Origin of the sequence: Algoriphagus aquatilis (assembly GCF_042657405.1) — a bacterium.
Taxonomy (GTDB): Bacteria; Bacteroidota; Bacteroidia; order Cytophagales; family Cyclobacteriaceae; genus Algoriphagus; species Algoriphagus aquatilis.
Genome location: NZ_JBHSKS010000013.1, coordinates 1 through 14738 on the forward strand (window position 1 = coordinate 1; position 14738 = coordinate 14738).

Here is a 14738-nt window from a genome sequence, read left to right on the forward strand (position 1 = left end):
TGGCTTACCTGACCGAAGCGCATCTCCGGCCTGCTTGGCGAAAGCCTTGAAATCAAACTCTTCTTTGTCTTCTTTCATAGTCAAAATTTAATGGTTTAAATTTTGACACAGTTATTTGAACAGTCTCTTTTTTAGAATCATTTTTCGGAACACGCTATATTCCCACTAGATTATTTTACACGACTATGAATAGAAATTTTATTCTCGCGGCTCTCCTAGCACTTACTGCTTCATGCAGTCAAAAAGAAAATGCTCCCGATTATACCAAAATGTCGGATGAAGAACGGCTAAAGGCTGCAATAGAAATAGCCCAATCCACCATCATGGTAGATGGTCACGTGGACCTTCCCTATCGGATGAAAGTCGGAAGATTTACCCTTCAGCGTGAAATACTGGATGTTTCTGTCAGGACTCCTGACGGAAATTTTGACTATCCTAGATCCAAAGAAGGGGGACTCGATGCGCCTTTTATGTCAATTTATATTCCTGCAGGCAATCAGGCAATCCCAGGCGCTTCAAAAGCTTTGGCGGATTCCTTGATTTTGATGACTGAGCGATTGGCAAGCACGTTTCCGGACAAGTTTGCCATGGCATACAGCCCTGCAGATATTGAAGCCAATTTTGCCAAAGGGCTGATTTCCCTCCCTATGGGAATGGAAAATGGCGCTGGGATAGAGGATGATTTATCGAATGTGGAATACTTTTACAAAAGAGGTATTCGATACATTACCCTTACCCATGGAAAAGACAACCTCATCGGTGATGCGAGCTATGATACCACAGGTACCAATGGGGGATTAAGTGAGTTTGGGGAAAAAGTAGTGGCTGAAATGAATCGTGTGGGAATTATGGTCGATTTGAGCCACGTTTCTGACAATACCTTTCGCGATGCTTTGGCGATAACCAAAGTTCCCGTGATAGCTTCACATTCTTCTGTCCGAAAATTCACTCCGGGCTTTGAGCGAAATATGAGCGATGAACTGATTCAGGCTATGGCCAAAAACGGTGGAGTGATGATGATCAATTTCGGTGGTTCTTTTATCGATTCGGCGTATGCAGCAGGTTCAGCTAAGGTCCGAGAGCATATTGTAAACTGGCTTGCTGAAAACAATCTTTCCAGAAGTGATTCCGCAGCACAGGCTTATATCCAGGAATATTCAGAAAAGAATAATCCTTTTCCCACCGTTCAGAGAGTGGCGGATCATTTTGACCATGTGGTCAACTTGGTAGGGATTGATTATGTGGGCTTGGGCTCAGACTTCGATGGCGTAGGAGATTCACTTCCTACTGGGCTGAAGGATGTTTCCATGTTTCCAAACTTGATTGCCGAATTGCTAAAGCGAGGTTATTCACGAGAAGACATCGAGAAGATTTGTTATAAAAATGTATTCCGGGTCTGGAAGGCCGTGGAGGACTATGCGGCTAGTCAGAAGTAAGGTCTAATTCTAGCTTGAAAAGCTCCCGGCATTTCTAAAGACCGGGAGCTTTTGTTTTTTGGGCTTGAAAGGCAAAGGCTGACTTAAGGGCGTACTTGAGTAATAAATACTTACTTTTTTCTGTCAAATTTTCAGAAAATCCTTTCAAAAAGTCGTTTTTCAAGCCATTCTGACTTGGAAATCGCCTTGGCTGAGCATTTGATCCAATGGGAAGAAAGAAACTAACTAACCACTATCAACCACTATGGATTTCAAGCAATTTACCATCAAATCTCAGGAAGCGATACAAAAGGCTGCCGAGCTTGCGACGAGTGCAGGTCAGCCAAATATCGAGACTGCCCATTTGCTGAAGGGGATTTTCGCTGAAGACGAAAACGTTACAGATTTTCTCTTCAAGAAACTTGGGACAAATAAGCAATTGATCGAGCAAAAGCTGGACGAGCAACTCGCCAAGTTTCCCAAAGTAAGCGGAGCCAATCAGCAGCCCTACCTCGCAGGCGCGACCAATCAAGCTTTGACAAAGGCGAAAGATTACCTCAAGACTTTTGGGGATGAATACGTCGCCATCGAACATTTGCTTCTGGGGATTTTAGCTGGAAGTGATGCCGTCGCCCAGCTCTTAAAAGATCAGCGCTTGGCTGAAAAGCCCCTGATCGAAGCTATCAAGGAATTAAGAAAAGGAAATAAAGTGACTGATCCCAATGCAGAGAGCAAGTACAGGGCTTTGGAAAAGTATTCCAAAAACCTGAACGAATTGGCCAAAAAGGGTAAAATCGACCCAGTAATCGGCCGTGATGAAGAAATCAGAAGGGTACTTCAAATCCTCGCGAGGCGTACCAAAAACAACCCCATTTTGCTCGGTGAGCCTGGTGTGGGTAAAACCGCCATTGTCGAGGGTTTAGCTCAGCGAATCGTCTCCGGTGACGTGCCGGAAAACTTAAAGTCCAAGACTTTGATTTCCCTGGATATGGGCTTGCTCGTGGCAGGCGCCAAGTACAAAGGAGAGTTTGAGGAGAGACTTAAAGCCGTAATCAAAGAAGTGACGGACTCAGATGGAGAAATTATTCTCTTTATCGATGAAATCCATACACTGATCGGAGCCGGAGGTGGAGGAGAAGGAGCAATGGATGCTGCCAACTTGCTCAAACCAGCCTTGGCACGTGGGGAACTCCATGCTATCGGCGCGACGACGCTTAAGGAATATCAAAAGTACATCGAGAAGGACAAGGCATTGGAGCGTCGATTCCAAGCGGTCATCGTGGACGAACCCGATGCGGCGGATGCGATTTCCATCCTTCGAGGAATCAAAGACAAGTACGAGCTTCACCATGGGGTGCGAATCAAAGACGATGCGGTCATTGCAGCGGTCGAGCTTTCGCAGCGGTACATTTCTGACCGTTTCTTGCCGGATAAAGCCATCGACTTGATGGATGAGGCAGCTGCCAAACTGAGAATGGAGATCGACTCCCTTCCACAGGAATTGGATGAGCTGAACAGGCGAATCATGCAGCTTGAGATTGAGCGGGAAGCGATTCGAAGAGAAAACAACAAAGACAAGGAAGCGATTCTGAGCAAAGAGATTGCAGAATTGGGTGAAAAAAGACAGTCCGTCAAAGCCAAATGGGAAAGCGAAAAAGCGGTGATCATGGGGATTCAGCGGGAAAAAGAAGCTATCGAAAAGCTGAAACTTGAAGCTGAACAGGCAGAACGTGCCGGCGACTTTGGGAAAGTAGCTGAGATCCGATATGGAAAAATCGGCGAATCGGAGAAGAAGCTGGAATCCTTCAAATCCCAGTTGGCGGAAATGCAGGCTGGTTCGCCGTTGCTCAAAGAGGAAGTGGACAATGAAGACATCGCAGCGGTAGTCTCCAAGTGGACAGGAATTCCAGTCATCAAGATGATCCAATCCGAGCGAGAAAAACTGCTTCATCTCGAAGACGAGTTGGGCCGAAGAGTAGCGGGTCAACGGGAAGCGATTGCCGCACTTTCGGATGCGGTGAGAAGAAGCCGTGCCGGATTGCAGGACCCTAGGCGGCCGATAGGTAGCTTTATCTTCATGGGTACTACTGGTGTGGGTAAGACCGAGTTGGCCAAGGCCCTAGCTGAATACCTATTCAATGACGACAATGCCATGGTGCGGATCGATATGTCCGAGTACCAAGAGCGCCACTCCGTCAGCCGATTGGTGGGAGCACCTCCGGGCTACGTGGGTTACGATGAAGGCGGTCAATTAACCGAAGCGGTTCGAAGAAAGCCGTATTCAGTCATCCTTTTGGACGAGATCGAAAAGGCTCACCCTGATGTATTCAATATCTTGCTTCAAGTCTTGGACGATGGTCGCTTGACGGACAACAAAGGCCGAATTGCGAACTTCAAGAATACTATCATTATTCTGACTACCAATATCGGTTCACACCTAATTCAGGAGCGATTTGCCGAGATGGAAGAGTGGAATAAGGAAGAGATCTTGGAAAAGACCAAAGCGGAAGTTTACGAACTACTCAAAAAGTCAGTTCGACCCGAGTTCCTCAACCGAATCGATGAGACGATCATGTTTGAGCCGCTTAATAAGCAGGTTATCCGTAAGATCGTGGATATTCAATGGAGAGAAATTCAGAAGCGTCTTTCTGAATCCAACATTGAGATTGAAGCAACTACAGAAGTCTTGGATTACCTTGGTGAAGTGGGCTTTGATCCAAACTTTGGAGCCAGACCACTCAAGCGTACCATGCAGCGATTGATCTTGAATGAACTTTCCAAGCAGATCTTGGCAGGCTATATCAAAAATGACTCAGCGGTACTGGTAGACTTGGATGCTGACAAGCAGGTTTATTTCAAGAATATTGATGCGACCGTGGAGGTTTAACTTTCGAAAAGATTAATTTAAAACCCTCGAGATCTCAGATTTCGAGGGTTATTTTCATTTAAAGTTTTTTGGTGATGGAGGATTTTCTGATTGATATATTCAATTTTTAATTCCTCCGGTTTTCATTTTGCTTGAACTCGATTTCCAAGTTTGAGTTATCGTATAAACTAATCATCATGCTCTTTTCCCATTCAGACTCTCCATCCGGAATTTGGCAGTTTATCAAGCATGAATTGCATCGCGGTGCATTGGATCCCAAGCATCCGTTTCGATATGTGAACTTGGGAACTCTGGGGCGGGAGTTTCCTCAGGTTCGGACGGTTGTCTTGAGAGGAGTGACCCAAGAGTTAGATTTTTTGATATTCACCAATTATAGATCTGAAAAAGTGAGAGAAATCCAAGGCTCTCCGATGGTCACTCTTCATTTTTATCATCCCAAAAAAATGCTGCAAGTCCGAGTTGAGGCAATGACAGAGGTTCATTTTCAAGATGAGCTTTCGGAGCGCTATTGGAAAGGGATTCCTGAGGCTCGCCGAGCGGAATACATGGGAATGCTGCCTCCGGGAAAGGAGATTTCTAGTCCGGATTCGGGCTGGGATTTGGGTGAGGAATCTTTTTTCACCGTCCTAAAAATCAGCCCTCACTGTATCGAAGCACTCCAACTGAGCAAAGAAGGTCACCTTCGAATCCAGTTTGAAAAATCAAAAGACTGGAAGGGAGTATGGTTGGTTCCATGACCATTCTGTAAGAAAAAAGCTCTGGATTTCTCCAGAGCTTCCTAGATCAGACTTTCATGATGTCGGCTTCTTTTTTCACCAGAAGCTCATCGATTTTTGCGGAGTAGCTGTCCGTGAATTTTTGGACCTGTTCTTCGGCACGTTTGATCGCGTCTTCGGAAGCGCCCTCTTTTTGAAGTTTTCTTAGGGATTCATTGGTCTCTTTTCTGACAGAGCGAATGGAGATTTTTCCATGTTCACATTCCCCTTTTGCCTGTTTCACGAGTTGCAATCTGCGTTCTTCCGTCAAGGCAGGTATAGTCAAGATAATGATTTCCCCATTGTTTTGAGGAGCGAGGCCTAAATCAGAATTGATGATTGCTTTTTCGATATCAGAGATCAGTTTTCTCTCAAAAGGTTTGATCGCAAGAGTTCTTGCATCAGGTGTAGTCACCGAAGAAACCTGATTCAGTGGAGTAGGAGACCCATAGTACTGTACAAAGATGCCATCCAATAGGTTAGGCATTGCTTTGCCGGCGCGGATTTTTACCAATTCGGCTGCGGTGTGATCCACAGCTTTTTGCATGAGTTCTTTGGCTTCGTCTAAGAATAATTCTATTTCTTCCATGAGTATATTCTTGGTTATGCGGTGATCAATGTTCCGATAGTTTCACCTTGTACCAGCTTGAACAAGTTATCTTCTTTATTCATGTCAAATACAATGATGGGAAGATTATTCTCCTGGCAAAGCGTGAAGGCGGTCATATCCATGACGTTGAGGTTTTTCTTATATACCTCGTCAAAAGAAATGTTTTGATATTTGGTAGCAGTGGCATCTTTTTCTGGATCGGCTGTGTAAACGCCATCCACTCTGGTTCCTTTTAATACCACATCCGACTCAATCTCGATAGCACGAAGCGCAGCAGTAGAATCGGTGGTGAAATAAGGGTTTCCAATACCTGCACCGAAAATCACGATTCTGCCTTTTTCAAGGTGTCGAATAGCTCTTCGACGGATAAATGGCTCGCAAACACTTTCTATTTTGATCCCTGACATCAATCGGGTATACATGCCGTTTTGCTCAAGTGCACTTTGTAATGCCATCGCGTTGATCAGTGTGGCCAGCATTCCCATGTAGTCTCCTTGCACTCTGTCAATTCCTGATTTTTCAGCCTGAACTCCCCTAAAAATATTTCCGCCACCGATGACTATGGCTATTTCCACACCCATTCCTTTCACTTTTTTGATTTCATCGGCGTATTGCTGAAGAATGGCAGGGTCAATGCCGTATTTCTTTTCTCCCATGAGGGATTCTCCACTGAGTTTGAGCAGAATTCGTTTGTATTTCATCGGTTGGCGAATAGTTTCTAAAGTTTATTCTCCCTATGGGAGAAAATTTGGGGTGCTATAATTTCAAACCTGGATTGGAAAGACTCTCCTCAAGCCAAAACAATCCGGCAAATATAAATTCTTCAATTCAGAATGCCAGAATCGATTCGGAAAATGCTTGGTTAAAATTCACTTTCATACTTTACCATAGGCACTCAATTAAAAAAAGTGACCAAGGCCACTTTTTCAAAACTGGATCAATACCTGGTTTTTTTCTACACTCTGTTTGAGATTGACTTTGACCTCCTTTACCACTCCGTCGCCAGGGGATTTGATGATATTTTCCATTTTCATAGCTTCCAAAATCAACACCACATCACCTTTTTTTACCACATCTCCAGCGTTTACTTTCAGGTCCAAAATCAAACCCGGCATAGGTGCTTTGATCTCCTTTAGACTACCAGTGCCTGAATTGGTTATCCCCATTTTCTCAAGCAAAAGATCAAATCTATCCTTCAATTCGAGCGTTGCCGTTTGGTAGCCAAGTCGTACTTGGAGACTTTTTGTATCGTGATCGATAGAAATCAGTTCAGCCTCAATTGACTCATTTCCTTTAATTAGATGAATCCGTCGGTCATCAATCCATTTGATATCCCAAGTCAATGGTTGATGGTTGACCAAAATATTATGGTGTGATTTTTCGACCGTGTAAGTGCTATTTTGAAGGTTTACTGAAAACATTCCTGCTAATTTGGATTTACTTCTTTAATTATTATCGGTAAGGTCCGTTAGATTATCCCAAATATGAGTCAAAACCCAACCAGTCCAAAGCGAAATTTGATGTTCCTTCTTAGATTATGTCTACTTACAGGGATTTTCATGGTAGCATATGCATGCAAAACTCCGAAGTCTGCTACAGATGCCTCTGATATCCCAGGCATAAGTAAAGGAGCTGCAGAAGTAAGCCAAGCTGTAGATCAATCTATACTAAGGCTTCAGAAGGAGAAAGAGATCAAATCCTATCAGCCCAGCGCGAGACGAGATTTTGACATCTTGCATACCGATCTAGACCTGGAATTTGACTGGAAAAACCAGTCTGTCTTGGGGAAAGCCAGGATTCAAGCAAAACCTCATTTTTCACCGGAAAAAATATTGGTATTGGACGCTAAAGATTTTGAGTTGGGGGCAATTTCTTTAGTAGCAGCAGATTCCATTCAAAAACTCTCCTACCGGTATGATGAAAAACAAATCAGTGTTTTTTTACCCCGTGAGTTTACTTCCAAGGATACTTTTGAGATAGAAATCAACTACAAAGCGTTTCCAGAGCGAAACTCTGGTCGTGGAAGTGATGCGATTACAGATACAAAAGGGCTTTACTTTATCGATCCATTGGATACTATACCCAGTAAGCCTACTATGATTTGGACACAAGGTGAGACAGAGCATAATAGCAAGTGGTTTCCGACCATTGATAAGCCAAATGAAAGATTTACGCACTCGATAAGGCTCACTGTGCCGGACTCCATGGTTTCTGTTAGCAATGGAAAACTAGTCAAACAGGAGAACCTGGGGAATGGATCAAGGAAGGATTATTGGGAGATGAATTTGCCCCATGCACCGTATTTGGTAGCAATAGCTATTGGTGATTTTGGTAAGGTAGAGGCAACTCATGGGGATGTTCCATTGGGATACTATGTGGAAAAAGGCTTTGAAAAAGGTGCGTCAAAGGTTTTTGAGAACACGCCTAAGATGATGTCTTTTTTTGAGAAAAAGCTCGGAGTCCCTTTCCCCTGGCAGAAATACGATCAAATTGTAGTTCGTGATTTTGTTTCAGGAGCTATGGAAAATACCACTGCTTCTATTTTTATGGAGGAGTTGAGGTTGGATGAAAGAGAAGCTTTAGATTCCGAATGGGATTACATCATTGCCCACGAGCTCTTTCATCAATGGTTTGGTGATCTTGTTACAACTGAATCTTGGGCGAATCTTACCCTCAATGAAGCTTTTGCGAATTACAGTGAATACTTATGGAATGAGCATTATTACAGCTCTGACCAAGCAGCGTTGAAGCTCGTGGCAGAGATGGAAGGCTATTTTGCCGAGTCGGAAGAAAAGAAAGTAAACCTTATTCGTTTTGACTATAATGATTCCGAAGACATGTTTGACGCCCATAGCTACAATAAGGGCGGGGTCGTTCTTCATATGCTTAGAAAATACCTAGGTGATGAGGTGTTTTTCAGGTCACTTCATGAATATTTAAAGAAGCATGCGTTTCAATCCGTGGAAGTCCACGATCTCCGCCAAGCTTTTGAAAGGGTTAGTGGAGAAGATTTGAATTGGTTTTTCAATCAATGGTTTCTATCTAAAGGTCATCCGGAAATTGCTATAGAGATAGATTATTCGGAGCCAGAAAACATCCTGATAACGATTAATCAACTTCAAGATTTAACCGATTATCCTCTTTTTCAATTTCCTATTGAAATAAGTTGGTATGAAGGAAAAGATCGCAGAACCAAGCAGTTTATAGTCAAAGAAGGGCAACAGTCTTTTGCCATCGAAAATGGTACTCCTGTGGATTTGGTCTATGTTGATGAAGGAAAAAACCTTTTGGCTAGAAGAACTCAAAATTTATCCAACTCACAATTTTTAAAGCAATTCAAAGAATCCCAATTGGGTGTGGCTCGTTATGAAGCTTTAGACAGTCTTGCATCAAGGGAAGCAAAGGAAGAATTATCGGAAGTTTTGCCACTTGCTCTTAAGGACCCATTTTGGTCTATAAGAGAAACTGCTCTCGGTTATTTGCAATCCGATCCTGAATGGAAAGAGAAGATTCAAGGTATTGAAGAGTTGGTTTATGATTTAGTGGAAAACGATCCAAAGAACTCGGTAAGATCTGCTGCAATAGATTTGTTGGGACAATGGGCATCGGATAAATACTTTTTGACGTTCAAGAGGTTAACAAATAATCCTTCTTACTTGATTGCAGGGTCTGCGCTGATGGCGATGATTCAGGCAGAAGAGGTTTCAGTCGATTCCGATTTGATAAATAGCTTGGCAAGCAGTAGGAATTTCAGGATAGTCATCCCTGTAGCTGAATATTACTTAAAACAACATGTATCAGGCAAAGGTGGATGGTTTAATGAAAATCTTACCCATTTGACTGGGGAAGGCCTCTATTATTTTTTGGGTTATTATTCAGAATATTTCGTGAGGCTTCCTGCGGAAGGAAAGACCCAAGCGATAACTAATCTAATGGCGATTCTACAGAATAATTCCAAGGATTACTTGCGTATGGGCGCATTCCAAGCCTTACTTGGGTTTGCGGAAGACCCTGAAACCATAAAGTTGCTTGAAAAAGCTGCAGAGAAAGAGAACTCCACAGAATTGCGCAATTACTTTAATTATTTTCTGGAAATGCTCAAGGAATAAAATTAATTGGTTGATTTTGAAAAGATTGAAAGTTTATTCAGTAAAAAGTTTCCAATTTTCGAAGTCACCCTTTGATACTTTGTCAAAAGGCTATAATTTTGCCATCCGTTAACGTTACAAGGGTATCAGATCAATGAAATGTTAACTCAGTTGGGGGAATACCAAAGCGGCCAACTGGGACGGACTGTAAATCCGTTGACTTATGTCTTCACAGGTTCGAATCCTGTTTCCCCCACCCAGTTGCCTAATTGCAAAATTTTTTTCTAGTTTTGCAGGGCCAAAATATCCGGGTTACCGGAAATAAGCGGGAGTAGCTCAGTTGGTAGAGCGGCAGCCTTCCAAGCTGCAGGTCGCGGGTTCGAGCCTCGTCTCCCGCTCTGTGCTTTTATAAGTACACTGCGTAGTGCAAGCCGACGTAGCTCAGGGGTAGAGTACTTCCTTGGTAAGGAAGGGGTCACGGGTTCAATTCCCGTCGTTGGCTCAACACAGAAATTATTATCTAAACATATCTTTAAACTTAAACTGAGGATTTTCACGCATGGCAAAAGCAACCTTCGACCGTTCCAAGCCGCACGTTAACATCGGTACGATTGGACACGTAGACCATGGCAAAACTACCCTGACTGCCGCCATCACTACCGTTTTGGCTAAAAAAGGTCTTTCTGAATTGAGAGATTTCTCTTCTATTGACAACGCTCCTGAAGAGAAAGAAAGAGGTATTACTATCAATACTTCTCACGTAGAATATCAGACTGAAAACAGACACTACGCTCACGTAGACTGTCCAGGTCACGCTGACTACGTTAAAAACATGGTTACTGGTGCTGCTCAAATGGACGGTGCTATCCTTGTTGTAGCTGCTACTGACGGTCCAATGCCACAGACTCGCGAGCACATCCTTTTGGCTCGTCAGGTAGGTGTACCTCAGCTTGTAGTTTTCTTGAACAAAGTCGACATGGTTGACGATCCAGAATTGTTGGAACTTGTTGAAATGGAAGTTAGAGAGCTTCTTTCTTTCTATGAATTCGACGGTGATAACATTCCTGTGATTGCTGGTTCTGCTCTTGGAGCTTTGAATGGTGAAGAAAAGTGGGTTGAGACTGTAATGCAGTTGATGAACGCAGTTGATACTTACATTCCTCTTCCTGAGCGATTGATCGACAAAGACTTCTTGATGCCAGTTGAAGACGTGTTTTCAATCACTGGTCGTGGTACAGTTGCTACAGGCCGTATTGAAAGAGGTGTTATCAACTCTGGTGATCCAGTTGAAATCATCGGTATGGGTGCTGAAGGACTTAAGTCTACAGTTACTGGTGTTGAAATGTTCCGTAAGATCCTTGACAGAGGTGAAGCTGGTGATAACGTAGGTTTGTTGTTGAGAGGTATCGAAAAATCTCAAATCAAGCGTGGTATGATTATCTGTAAGCCAGGTTCAGTGAAGCCACACGCTCACTTCAAGGCTGAAGTTTATGTGCTTTCAAAAGAAGAAGGTGGACGTCACACTCCATTCTTCAACAAGTACAGACCTCAGTTCTACCTGAGAACAACAGACGTAACTGGAGAAATTAAACTTCCAGCTAACGTTGAAATGGTTATGCCAGGTGATAACGTAACTATCGAGGTTACTTTGTTGTCAGCAGTAGCTCTTGAGAAAGGTTTGAGATTCGCTATCCGTGAAGGTGGTCGTACAGTAGGTGCCGGTCAGGTTACTGAAATTCTCGACTAATCAATCTTAATCATATAATTAAATGCGATCCCGAAGAATATTTTGGGATCGCATTTGTTTCTAAAGACATTATTTCTAATTTTGCGTTCCGTTTTCGGGCGTACATTTTACACGGGCATAGTTCAATGGCAGAATAGCGGTCTCCAAAACCGTTGATGGGAGTTCGAATCTCTCTGCCCGTGCAGTAAGAAGATAGACTATGAATCTCAAAAACTTTGTCCTCGAGTCTTATGACGAAATGAAAAATAAGGTCACTTGGCCTAAGTTTTCCTTTCTTCAAAATAGTGCCGTATTGGTGTTGGTTGCTTCCCTGATCTTTGCATTGTTTATCGGTGTGGTCGATTTAGGGTTCGAGAACATTATGACATGGTTTTATGATTTATTCTAATTGAAATTACAGAATGGCTGAACATAAGTGGTACGTACTCAGAGTAGTTGCAGGTCAGGAGAAAAAGACTAAAACCTACCTGGAGAATGAAATCTTCAGACAGAAGTTGGACGAATTTATTCCTGAAGTGCTGATTCCGTCTGAGAAGGTATACGAGATGCGTAACGGAAAAAAACGAGTCAGAGAAAGAAATTTCTTTCCTGGTTATGTTTTGGTCAATGCGGATCTTTCCAATGGTGAAGCCAATCACGTAATAACTAGCATTCCGGGAGTAATCGGTTTTCTTGGATCAAACCAGGGGGGAGCTTCCAAAACCCCTGAGCCATTACGACAATCAGAAGTCAACCGTATTTTAGGTAAGGTTGAGGAGATTGATGAGTTTGCCGAGAAGCAGGATACACCATTTATAGTCGGAGAGGCCGTTAAAGTAATGGACGGTCCTTTTAGTGGGTTTACCGGTACTATTGAGGAGATATTTGAGGAAAAGAAAAAGCTTAATGTTATGGTTAAGATCTTCGGCCGAAATACTCCTGTTGAATTAAACTTTATACAAGTAGAAAAACAAGACTAAGCAATGGCTAAGGAAATCACTGGTTATGTAAAACTACAGGTGAAAGGTGGCCAGGCTAACCCGTCTCCTCCAGTAGGTCCAGCTCTTGGTTCCAAGGGTTTGAATATTATGGAGTTCTGTAAACAGTTCAATGCGCGTACTCAAGATAAAATGGGTACAGTTTTGCCTGTTCTGATTACGGTGTATTCTGACAAATCTTTTGACTTTGTAGTAAAAACTCCTCCTGCAGCTAATATGCTGTTGGAAGCTGCAAAAGTTAAAAGTGGTTCTGCGGAACCTAACAGAAAAAAAGTAGGATCTGTTACCTGGGATCAGGTAAGAGTGATTGCTGAGACTAAAATGCCTGACCTTAATGCTTTCAAAGTAGAATCTGCCATGAAAATGGTAGCTGGTACGGCGCGAAGCATGGGTATCACAGTATCTGGTAAAGCCCCTTGGGAAGTATAAATAAAATAAAATGGCTAAGTTAACAAAAAAGCAAAAAGAAGCTCTTTCTAAGTACGACCCAAGCCAGATGTACTCCCTTGAGGCTGCTTCTTCACTGGTTAAGGAAATTACCATGACCAAATTTGACGCTTCTGTGGATGTAGACGTTCGTTTGGGCGTTGATCCTCGAAAGGCAGATCAAATGGTAAGAGGGGTTGTTGCCCTTCCTCATGGTACAGGCAAAGACATCAAGGTATTGGTGCTTTGTACTCCTGATAAAGTGGCGGAAGCAACCGAAGCGGGTGCAGACTACGTAGGTTTGGACGATTATATTGCCAAGATTGAAGGCGGTTGGACTGATGTTGATGTGATCATCACCATGCCAAATGTCATGGCAAAAGTAGGTAGGTTGGGTAGAGTATTAGGTCCTAGGGGCTTAATGCCAAATCCTAAATCTGGAACAGTAACCCTTGAGGTGGGTAAGGCAGTTAAAGAAGTGAAAGCTGGTAAAATCGACTTTAAAGTTGATAAGTTCGGAATCATTCACGCTGGTATTGGTAAAGTTTCTTTCACCCCTGAACAAATTCAGGACAATGTGAAGGAACTAATCATGACTATCTCAAAATTGAAGCCTTCGTCTTCAAAGGGTACTTATTTTAAAAGCATTCACATTTCCAGCACAATGTCTCCTGGTATCTCGGTAGACAAGGGTAGCATTCAAGGTATTTAATCATGACTAGAGACGAGAAAAAAGTAATTATCGACAGTCTGACTGAGAAATTGAAAGAAAGCCCTTTCTTCTATATCACAGATGCAGGCGGATTTACAGTTGCAGAAGTTAACGCATTCAGAAGAACTTGTTTTGAAAGAGGTGTTGAGTACAAAGTTTACAAAAACACTTTGATCGCTAAAGCTCTTGAGAATCTGGATGCGGACTATTCTAAACTGGTAGGTGGTGCATTGAAAGGGTTCTCAGGTATTATTTTCTCAAAAGAGACAAGCAATTTGCCTGCTAAAGTTCTTTTGGATTTCCGGAAGAAAATGGGCAAAAAAGAGACTAGACCGGTATTTAAAGGGGCTGGTATTGATTCAGATGTAATTCTGGGTGAAAACAACCTTGAGATGCTCTCTAATCTCAAATCTAAGCAAGAATTGTTGGGTGATCTTATCGGATTGCTACAGTCTCCTGCTAAAAATCTCATATCTGCTTTGCAGTCTGGACAGAACAACATTACAGGTGTTCTTAAAACTTTGGCAGAAAGAGATTCAAAATAATCTTATCAAATCATTCAAAAAACAATTAAATAATTAATACAATGGCAGATCTTACGCAACTTGCAGAACAGTTGGTAAACTTGACTGTAAAAGAAGTAAAAGAATTGACAGATATCCTTAAGGATCAGTACGGCATCGAGCCTGCTGCAGCTGGTGCTGTAGTAGTTGCTGCTGCTGGTGGTGCTGGTGATGCTCCTGCAGAAGAGGAAAAAACTTCATTCGATGTAATCTTGAAAGCAGCAGGCGCTCAGAAGCTAGCTGTAGTGAAATTGGTAAAAGAATTGACTGGTCTTGGCTTGAAAGAAGCTAAAGATCTTGTTGATGCTGCTCCAAAGCCTTTGAAAGAAGGTGTAGCTAAGGATGAAGCTGAGGCTTTGAAGAAGTCTTTGGAAGAAGCTGGCGCTGAAGTAGAGATTAAATAATTTGCTGATCCTTAACCCTTTAGGTTAGGGATTAAGCTGAAGACCTGACTTTTTTAGTCAGGTCTTTTCCTGTTTATGCGCGGGATAAAAATTGCATTATTTCAAGTGACAATTGTCGCTTTCTAATATTTAATTTAACTATAAACTATACACT

Annotated in this window: 14 protein-coding genes and 4 tRNA genes; 15 read left to right on the forward strand and 3 right to left on the reverse strand. The window is 42.6% G+C overall.

The window, feature by feature from the left end; all coding sequences use genetic code 11:
- Positions 1-185 precede the first annotated feature (185 nt).
- From ACFPIK_RS14715 to ACFPIK_RS14725, 3 genes are all read left to right on the forward strand, one after another.
- A complete protein-coding gene (locus tag ACFPIK_RS14715; RefSeq protein ID WP_377916611.1) occupies positions 186-1436 on the forward strand; it encodes a dipeptidase in 1251 nt (416 codons plus the stop codon).
- 244 nt (positions 1437-1680) lie between these two features.
- The gene (clpB, locus tag ACFPIK_RS14720) at positions 1681-4302 is read left to right on the forward strand and encodes an ATP-dependent chaperone ClpB (RefSeq protein ID WP_377916613.1); all 2622 of its coding nucleotides are present in this window, start codon (positions 1681-1683) and stop codon (positions 4300-4302) included.
- Between the two features lie 176 nt (positions 4303-4478).
- Positions 4479-5039 (forward strand): pyridoxamine 5'-phosphate oxidase family protein, encoded by a 561-nt coding sequence (locus ACFPIK_RS14725; RefSeq protein WP_377916615.1) that lies wholly within the window; start codon positions 4479-4481, stop codon positions 5037-5039.
- Positions 5040-5085: 46 nt separating this feature from the next.
- Here ACFPIK_RS14725 and frr read toward each other — a convergent pair whose 3' ends face one another.
- The 3 genes from frr to ACFPIK_RS14740 form a co-directional block, all read right to left on the reverse strand.
- Positions 5086-5646, reverse strand: a complete 561-nt coding sequence (frr, locus tag ACFPIK_RS14730) for a ribosome recycling factor (RefSeq protein ID WP_377916617.1) — start codon at positions 5644-5646, stop codon at positions 5086-5088.
- Between the two features lie 14 nt (positions 5647-5660).
- Complete coding sequence (pyrH, locus tag ACFPIK_RS14735; protein ID WP_377916619.1) at positions 5661-6368, reverse strand: UMP kinase; 708 nt, start codon at positions 6366-6368, stop codon at positions 5661-5663.
- A gap of 225 nt (positions 6369-6593) precedes the next feature.
- Positions 6594-7088 (reverse strand): acyl-CoA carboxylase biotin carboxyl carrier protein subunit, encoded by a 495-nt coding sequence (locus tag ACFPIK_RS14740; protein WP_377916621.1) that lies wholly within the window; start codon positions 7086-7088, stop codon positions 6594-6596.
- A 99-nt stretch (positions 7089-7187) separates the two neighbouring features.
- Here ACFPIK_RS14740 and ACFPIK_RS14745 point away from each other — a divergent pair, with 99 nt between their 5' ends.
- The 12 genes from ACFPIK_RS14745 to rplL all read left to right on the forward strand — a co-directional run bounded on the left by ACFPIK_RS14745 (position 7188) and on the right by rplL (position 14584).
- On the forward strand, positions 7188-9776 hold the full coding sequence (locus ACFPIK_RS14745; protein ID WP_377916623.1) for a M1 family aminopeptidase: 2589 nt from the start codon (positions 7188-7190) through the stop codon (positions 9774-9776).
- A 152-nt stretch (positions 9777-9928) separates the two neighbouring features.
- Positions 9929-10011, forward strand: a tRNA-Tyr gene (locus ACFPIK_RS14750).
- Positions 10012-10080: 69 nt separating this feature from the next.
- A tRNA-Gly gene (locus tag ACFPIK_RS14755) sits at positions 10081-10153 on the forward strand.
- A gap of 32 nt (positions 10154-10185) precedes the next feature.
- Positions 10186-10257: transfer RNA gene (locus ACFPIK_RS14760), tRNA-Thr, on the forward strand.
- A gap of 57 nt (positions 10258-10314) precedes the next feature.
- On the forward strand, positions 10315-11502 hold the full coding sequence (tuf, locus tag ACFPIK_RS14765; protein ID WP_377916625.1) for an elongation factor Tu: 1188 nt from the start codon (positions 10315-10317) through the stop codon (positions 11500-11502).
- A gap of 111 nt (positions 11503-11613) precedes the next feature.
- Positions 11614-11684, forward strand: a tRNA-Trp gene (locus tag ACFPIK_RS14770).
- Positions 11685-11701: 17 nt separating this feature from the next.
- Positions 11702-11890: a preprotein translocase subunit SecE gene (gene secE, locus ACFPIK_RS14775; RefSeq protein ID WP_026966270.1), complete on the forward strand. Its 189-nt coding sequence runs from the start codon at positions 11702-11704 to the stop codon at positions 11888-11890.
- Between the two features lie 13 nt (positions 11891-11903).
- Positions 11904-12461, forward strand: coding sequence for a transcription termination/antitermination protein NusG (gene nusG / locus ACFPIK_RS14780; protein ID WP_187175990.1), 558 nt, complete (start codon positions 11904-11906; stop codon positions 12459-12461).
- Positions 12462-12464: 3 nt separating this feature from the next.
- Positions 12465-12908 carry a 50S ribosomal protein L11 gene (gene rplK, locus ACFPIK_RS14785; protein ID WP_111392737.1) on the forward strand — a complete coding sequence of 148 codons (444 nt, stop codon included), beginning with the start codon at positions 12465-12467 and terminating at the stop codon, positions 12906-12908.
- A gap of 10 nt (positions 12909-12918) precedes the next feature.
- A complete protein-coding gene (gene rplA, locus ACFPIK_RS14790) occupies positions 12919-13617 on the forward strand; it encodes a 50S ribosomal protein L1 (protein WP_377916628.1) in 699 nt (232 codons plus the stop codon).
- Positions 13618-13619: 2 nt separating this feature from the next.
- Positions 13620-14162: a 50S ribosomal protein L10 gene (gene rplJ / locus ACFPIK_RS14795; RefSeq protein WP_377916630.1), complete on the forward strand. Its 543-nt coding sequence runs from the start codon at positions 13620-13622 to the stop codon at positions 14160-14162.
- A gap of 41 nt (positions 14163-14203) precedes the next feature.
- Positions 14204-14584 (forward strand): 50S ribosomal protein L7/L12, encoded by a 381-nt coding sequence (rplL, locus tag ACFPIK_RS14800; RefSeq protein ID WP_377916632.1) that lies wholly within the window; start codon positions 14204-14206, stop codon positions 14582-14584.
- Positions 14585-14738: the final 154 nt, after the last annotated feature.

What these genes read in the sequence shown, in the direction of transcription:
- ACFPIK_RS14715 (WP_377916611.1), top strand. Translation starts at nt 186, where the DNA reads ATGAATAGAAATTTTATTCTCGCGGCTCTCCTAGCACTTACTGCTTCA.
- clpB (WP_377916613.1), top strand. Translation starts at nt 1,681, where the DNA reads ATGGATTTCAAGCAATTTACCATCAAATCTCAGGAAGCGATACAAAAG.
- ACFPIK_RS14725 (WP_377916615.1), top strand. Translation starts at nt 4,479, where the DNA reads ATGCTCTTTTCCCATTCAGACTCTCCATCCGGAATTTGGCAGTTTATC.
- frr (WP_377916617.1), bottom strand. Translation starts at nt 5,646, where the DNA reads ATGGAAGAAATAGAATTATTCTTAGACGAAGCCAAAGAACTCATGCAA.
- pyrH (WP_377916619.1), bottom strand. Translation starts at nt 6,368, where the DNA reads ATGAAATACAAACGAATTCTGCTCAAACTCAGTGGAGAATCCCTCATG.
- ACFPIK_RS14740 (WP_377916621.1), bottom strand. Translation starts at nt 7,088, where the DNA reads ATGTTTTCAGTAAACCTTCAAAATAGCACTTACACGGTCGAAAAATCA.
- ACFPIK_RS14745 (WP_377916623.1), top strand. Translation starts at nt 7,188, where the DNA reads ATGTTCCTTCTTAGATTATGTCTACTTACAGGGATTTTCATGGTAGCA.
- tuf (WP_377916625.1), top strand. Translation starts at nt 10,315, where the DNA reads ATGGCAAAAGCAACCTTCGACCGTTCCAAGCCGCACGTTAACATCGGT.
- secE (WP_026966270.1), top strand. Translation starts at nt 11,702, where the DNA reads ATGAATCTCAAAAACTTTGTCCTCGAGTCTTATGACGAAATGAAAAAT.
- nusG (WP_187175990.1), top strand. Translation starts at nt 11,904, where the DNA reads ATGGCTGAACATAAGTGGTACGTACTCAGAGTAGTTGCAGGTCAGGAG.
- rplK (WP_111392737.1), top strand. Translation starts at nt 12,465, where the DNA reads ATGGCTAAGGAAATCACTGGTTATGTAAAACTACAGGTGAAAGGTGGC.
- rplA (WP_377916628.1), top strand. Translation starts at nt 12,919, where the DNA reads ATGGCTAAGTTAACAAAAAAGCAAAAAGAAGCTCTTTCTAAGTACGAC.
- rplJ (WP_377916630.1), top strand. Translation starts at nt 13,620, where the DNA reads ATGACTAGAGACGAGAAAAAAGTAATTATCGACAGTCTGACTGAGAAA.
- rplL (WP_377916632.1), top strand. Translation starts at nt 14,204, where the DNA reads ATGGCAGATCTTACGCAACTTGCAGAACAGTTGGTAAACTTGACTGTA.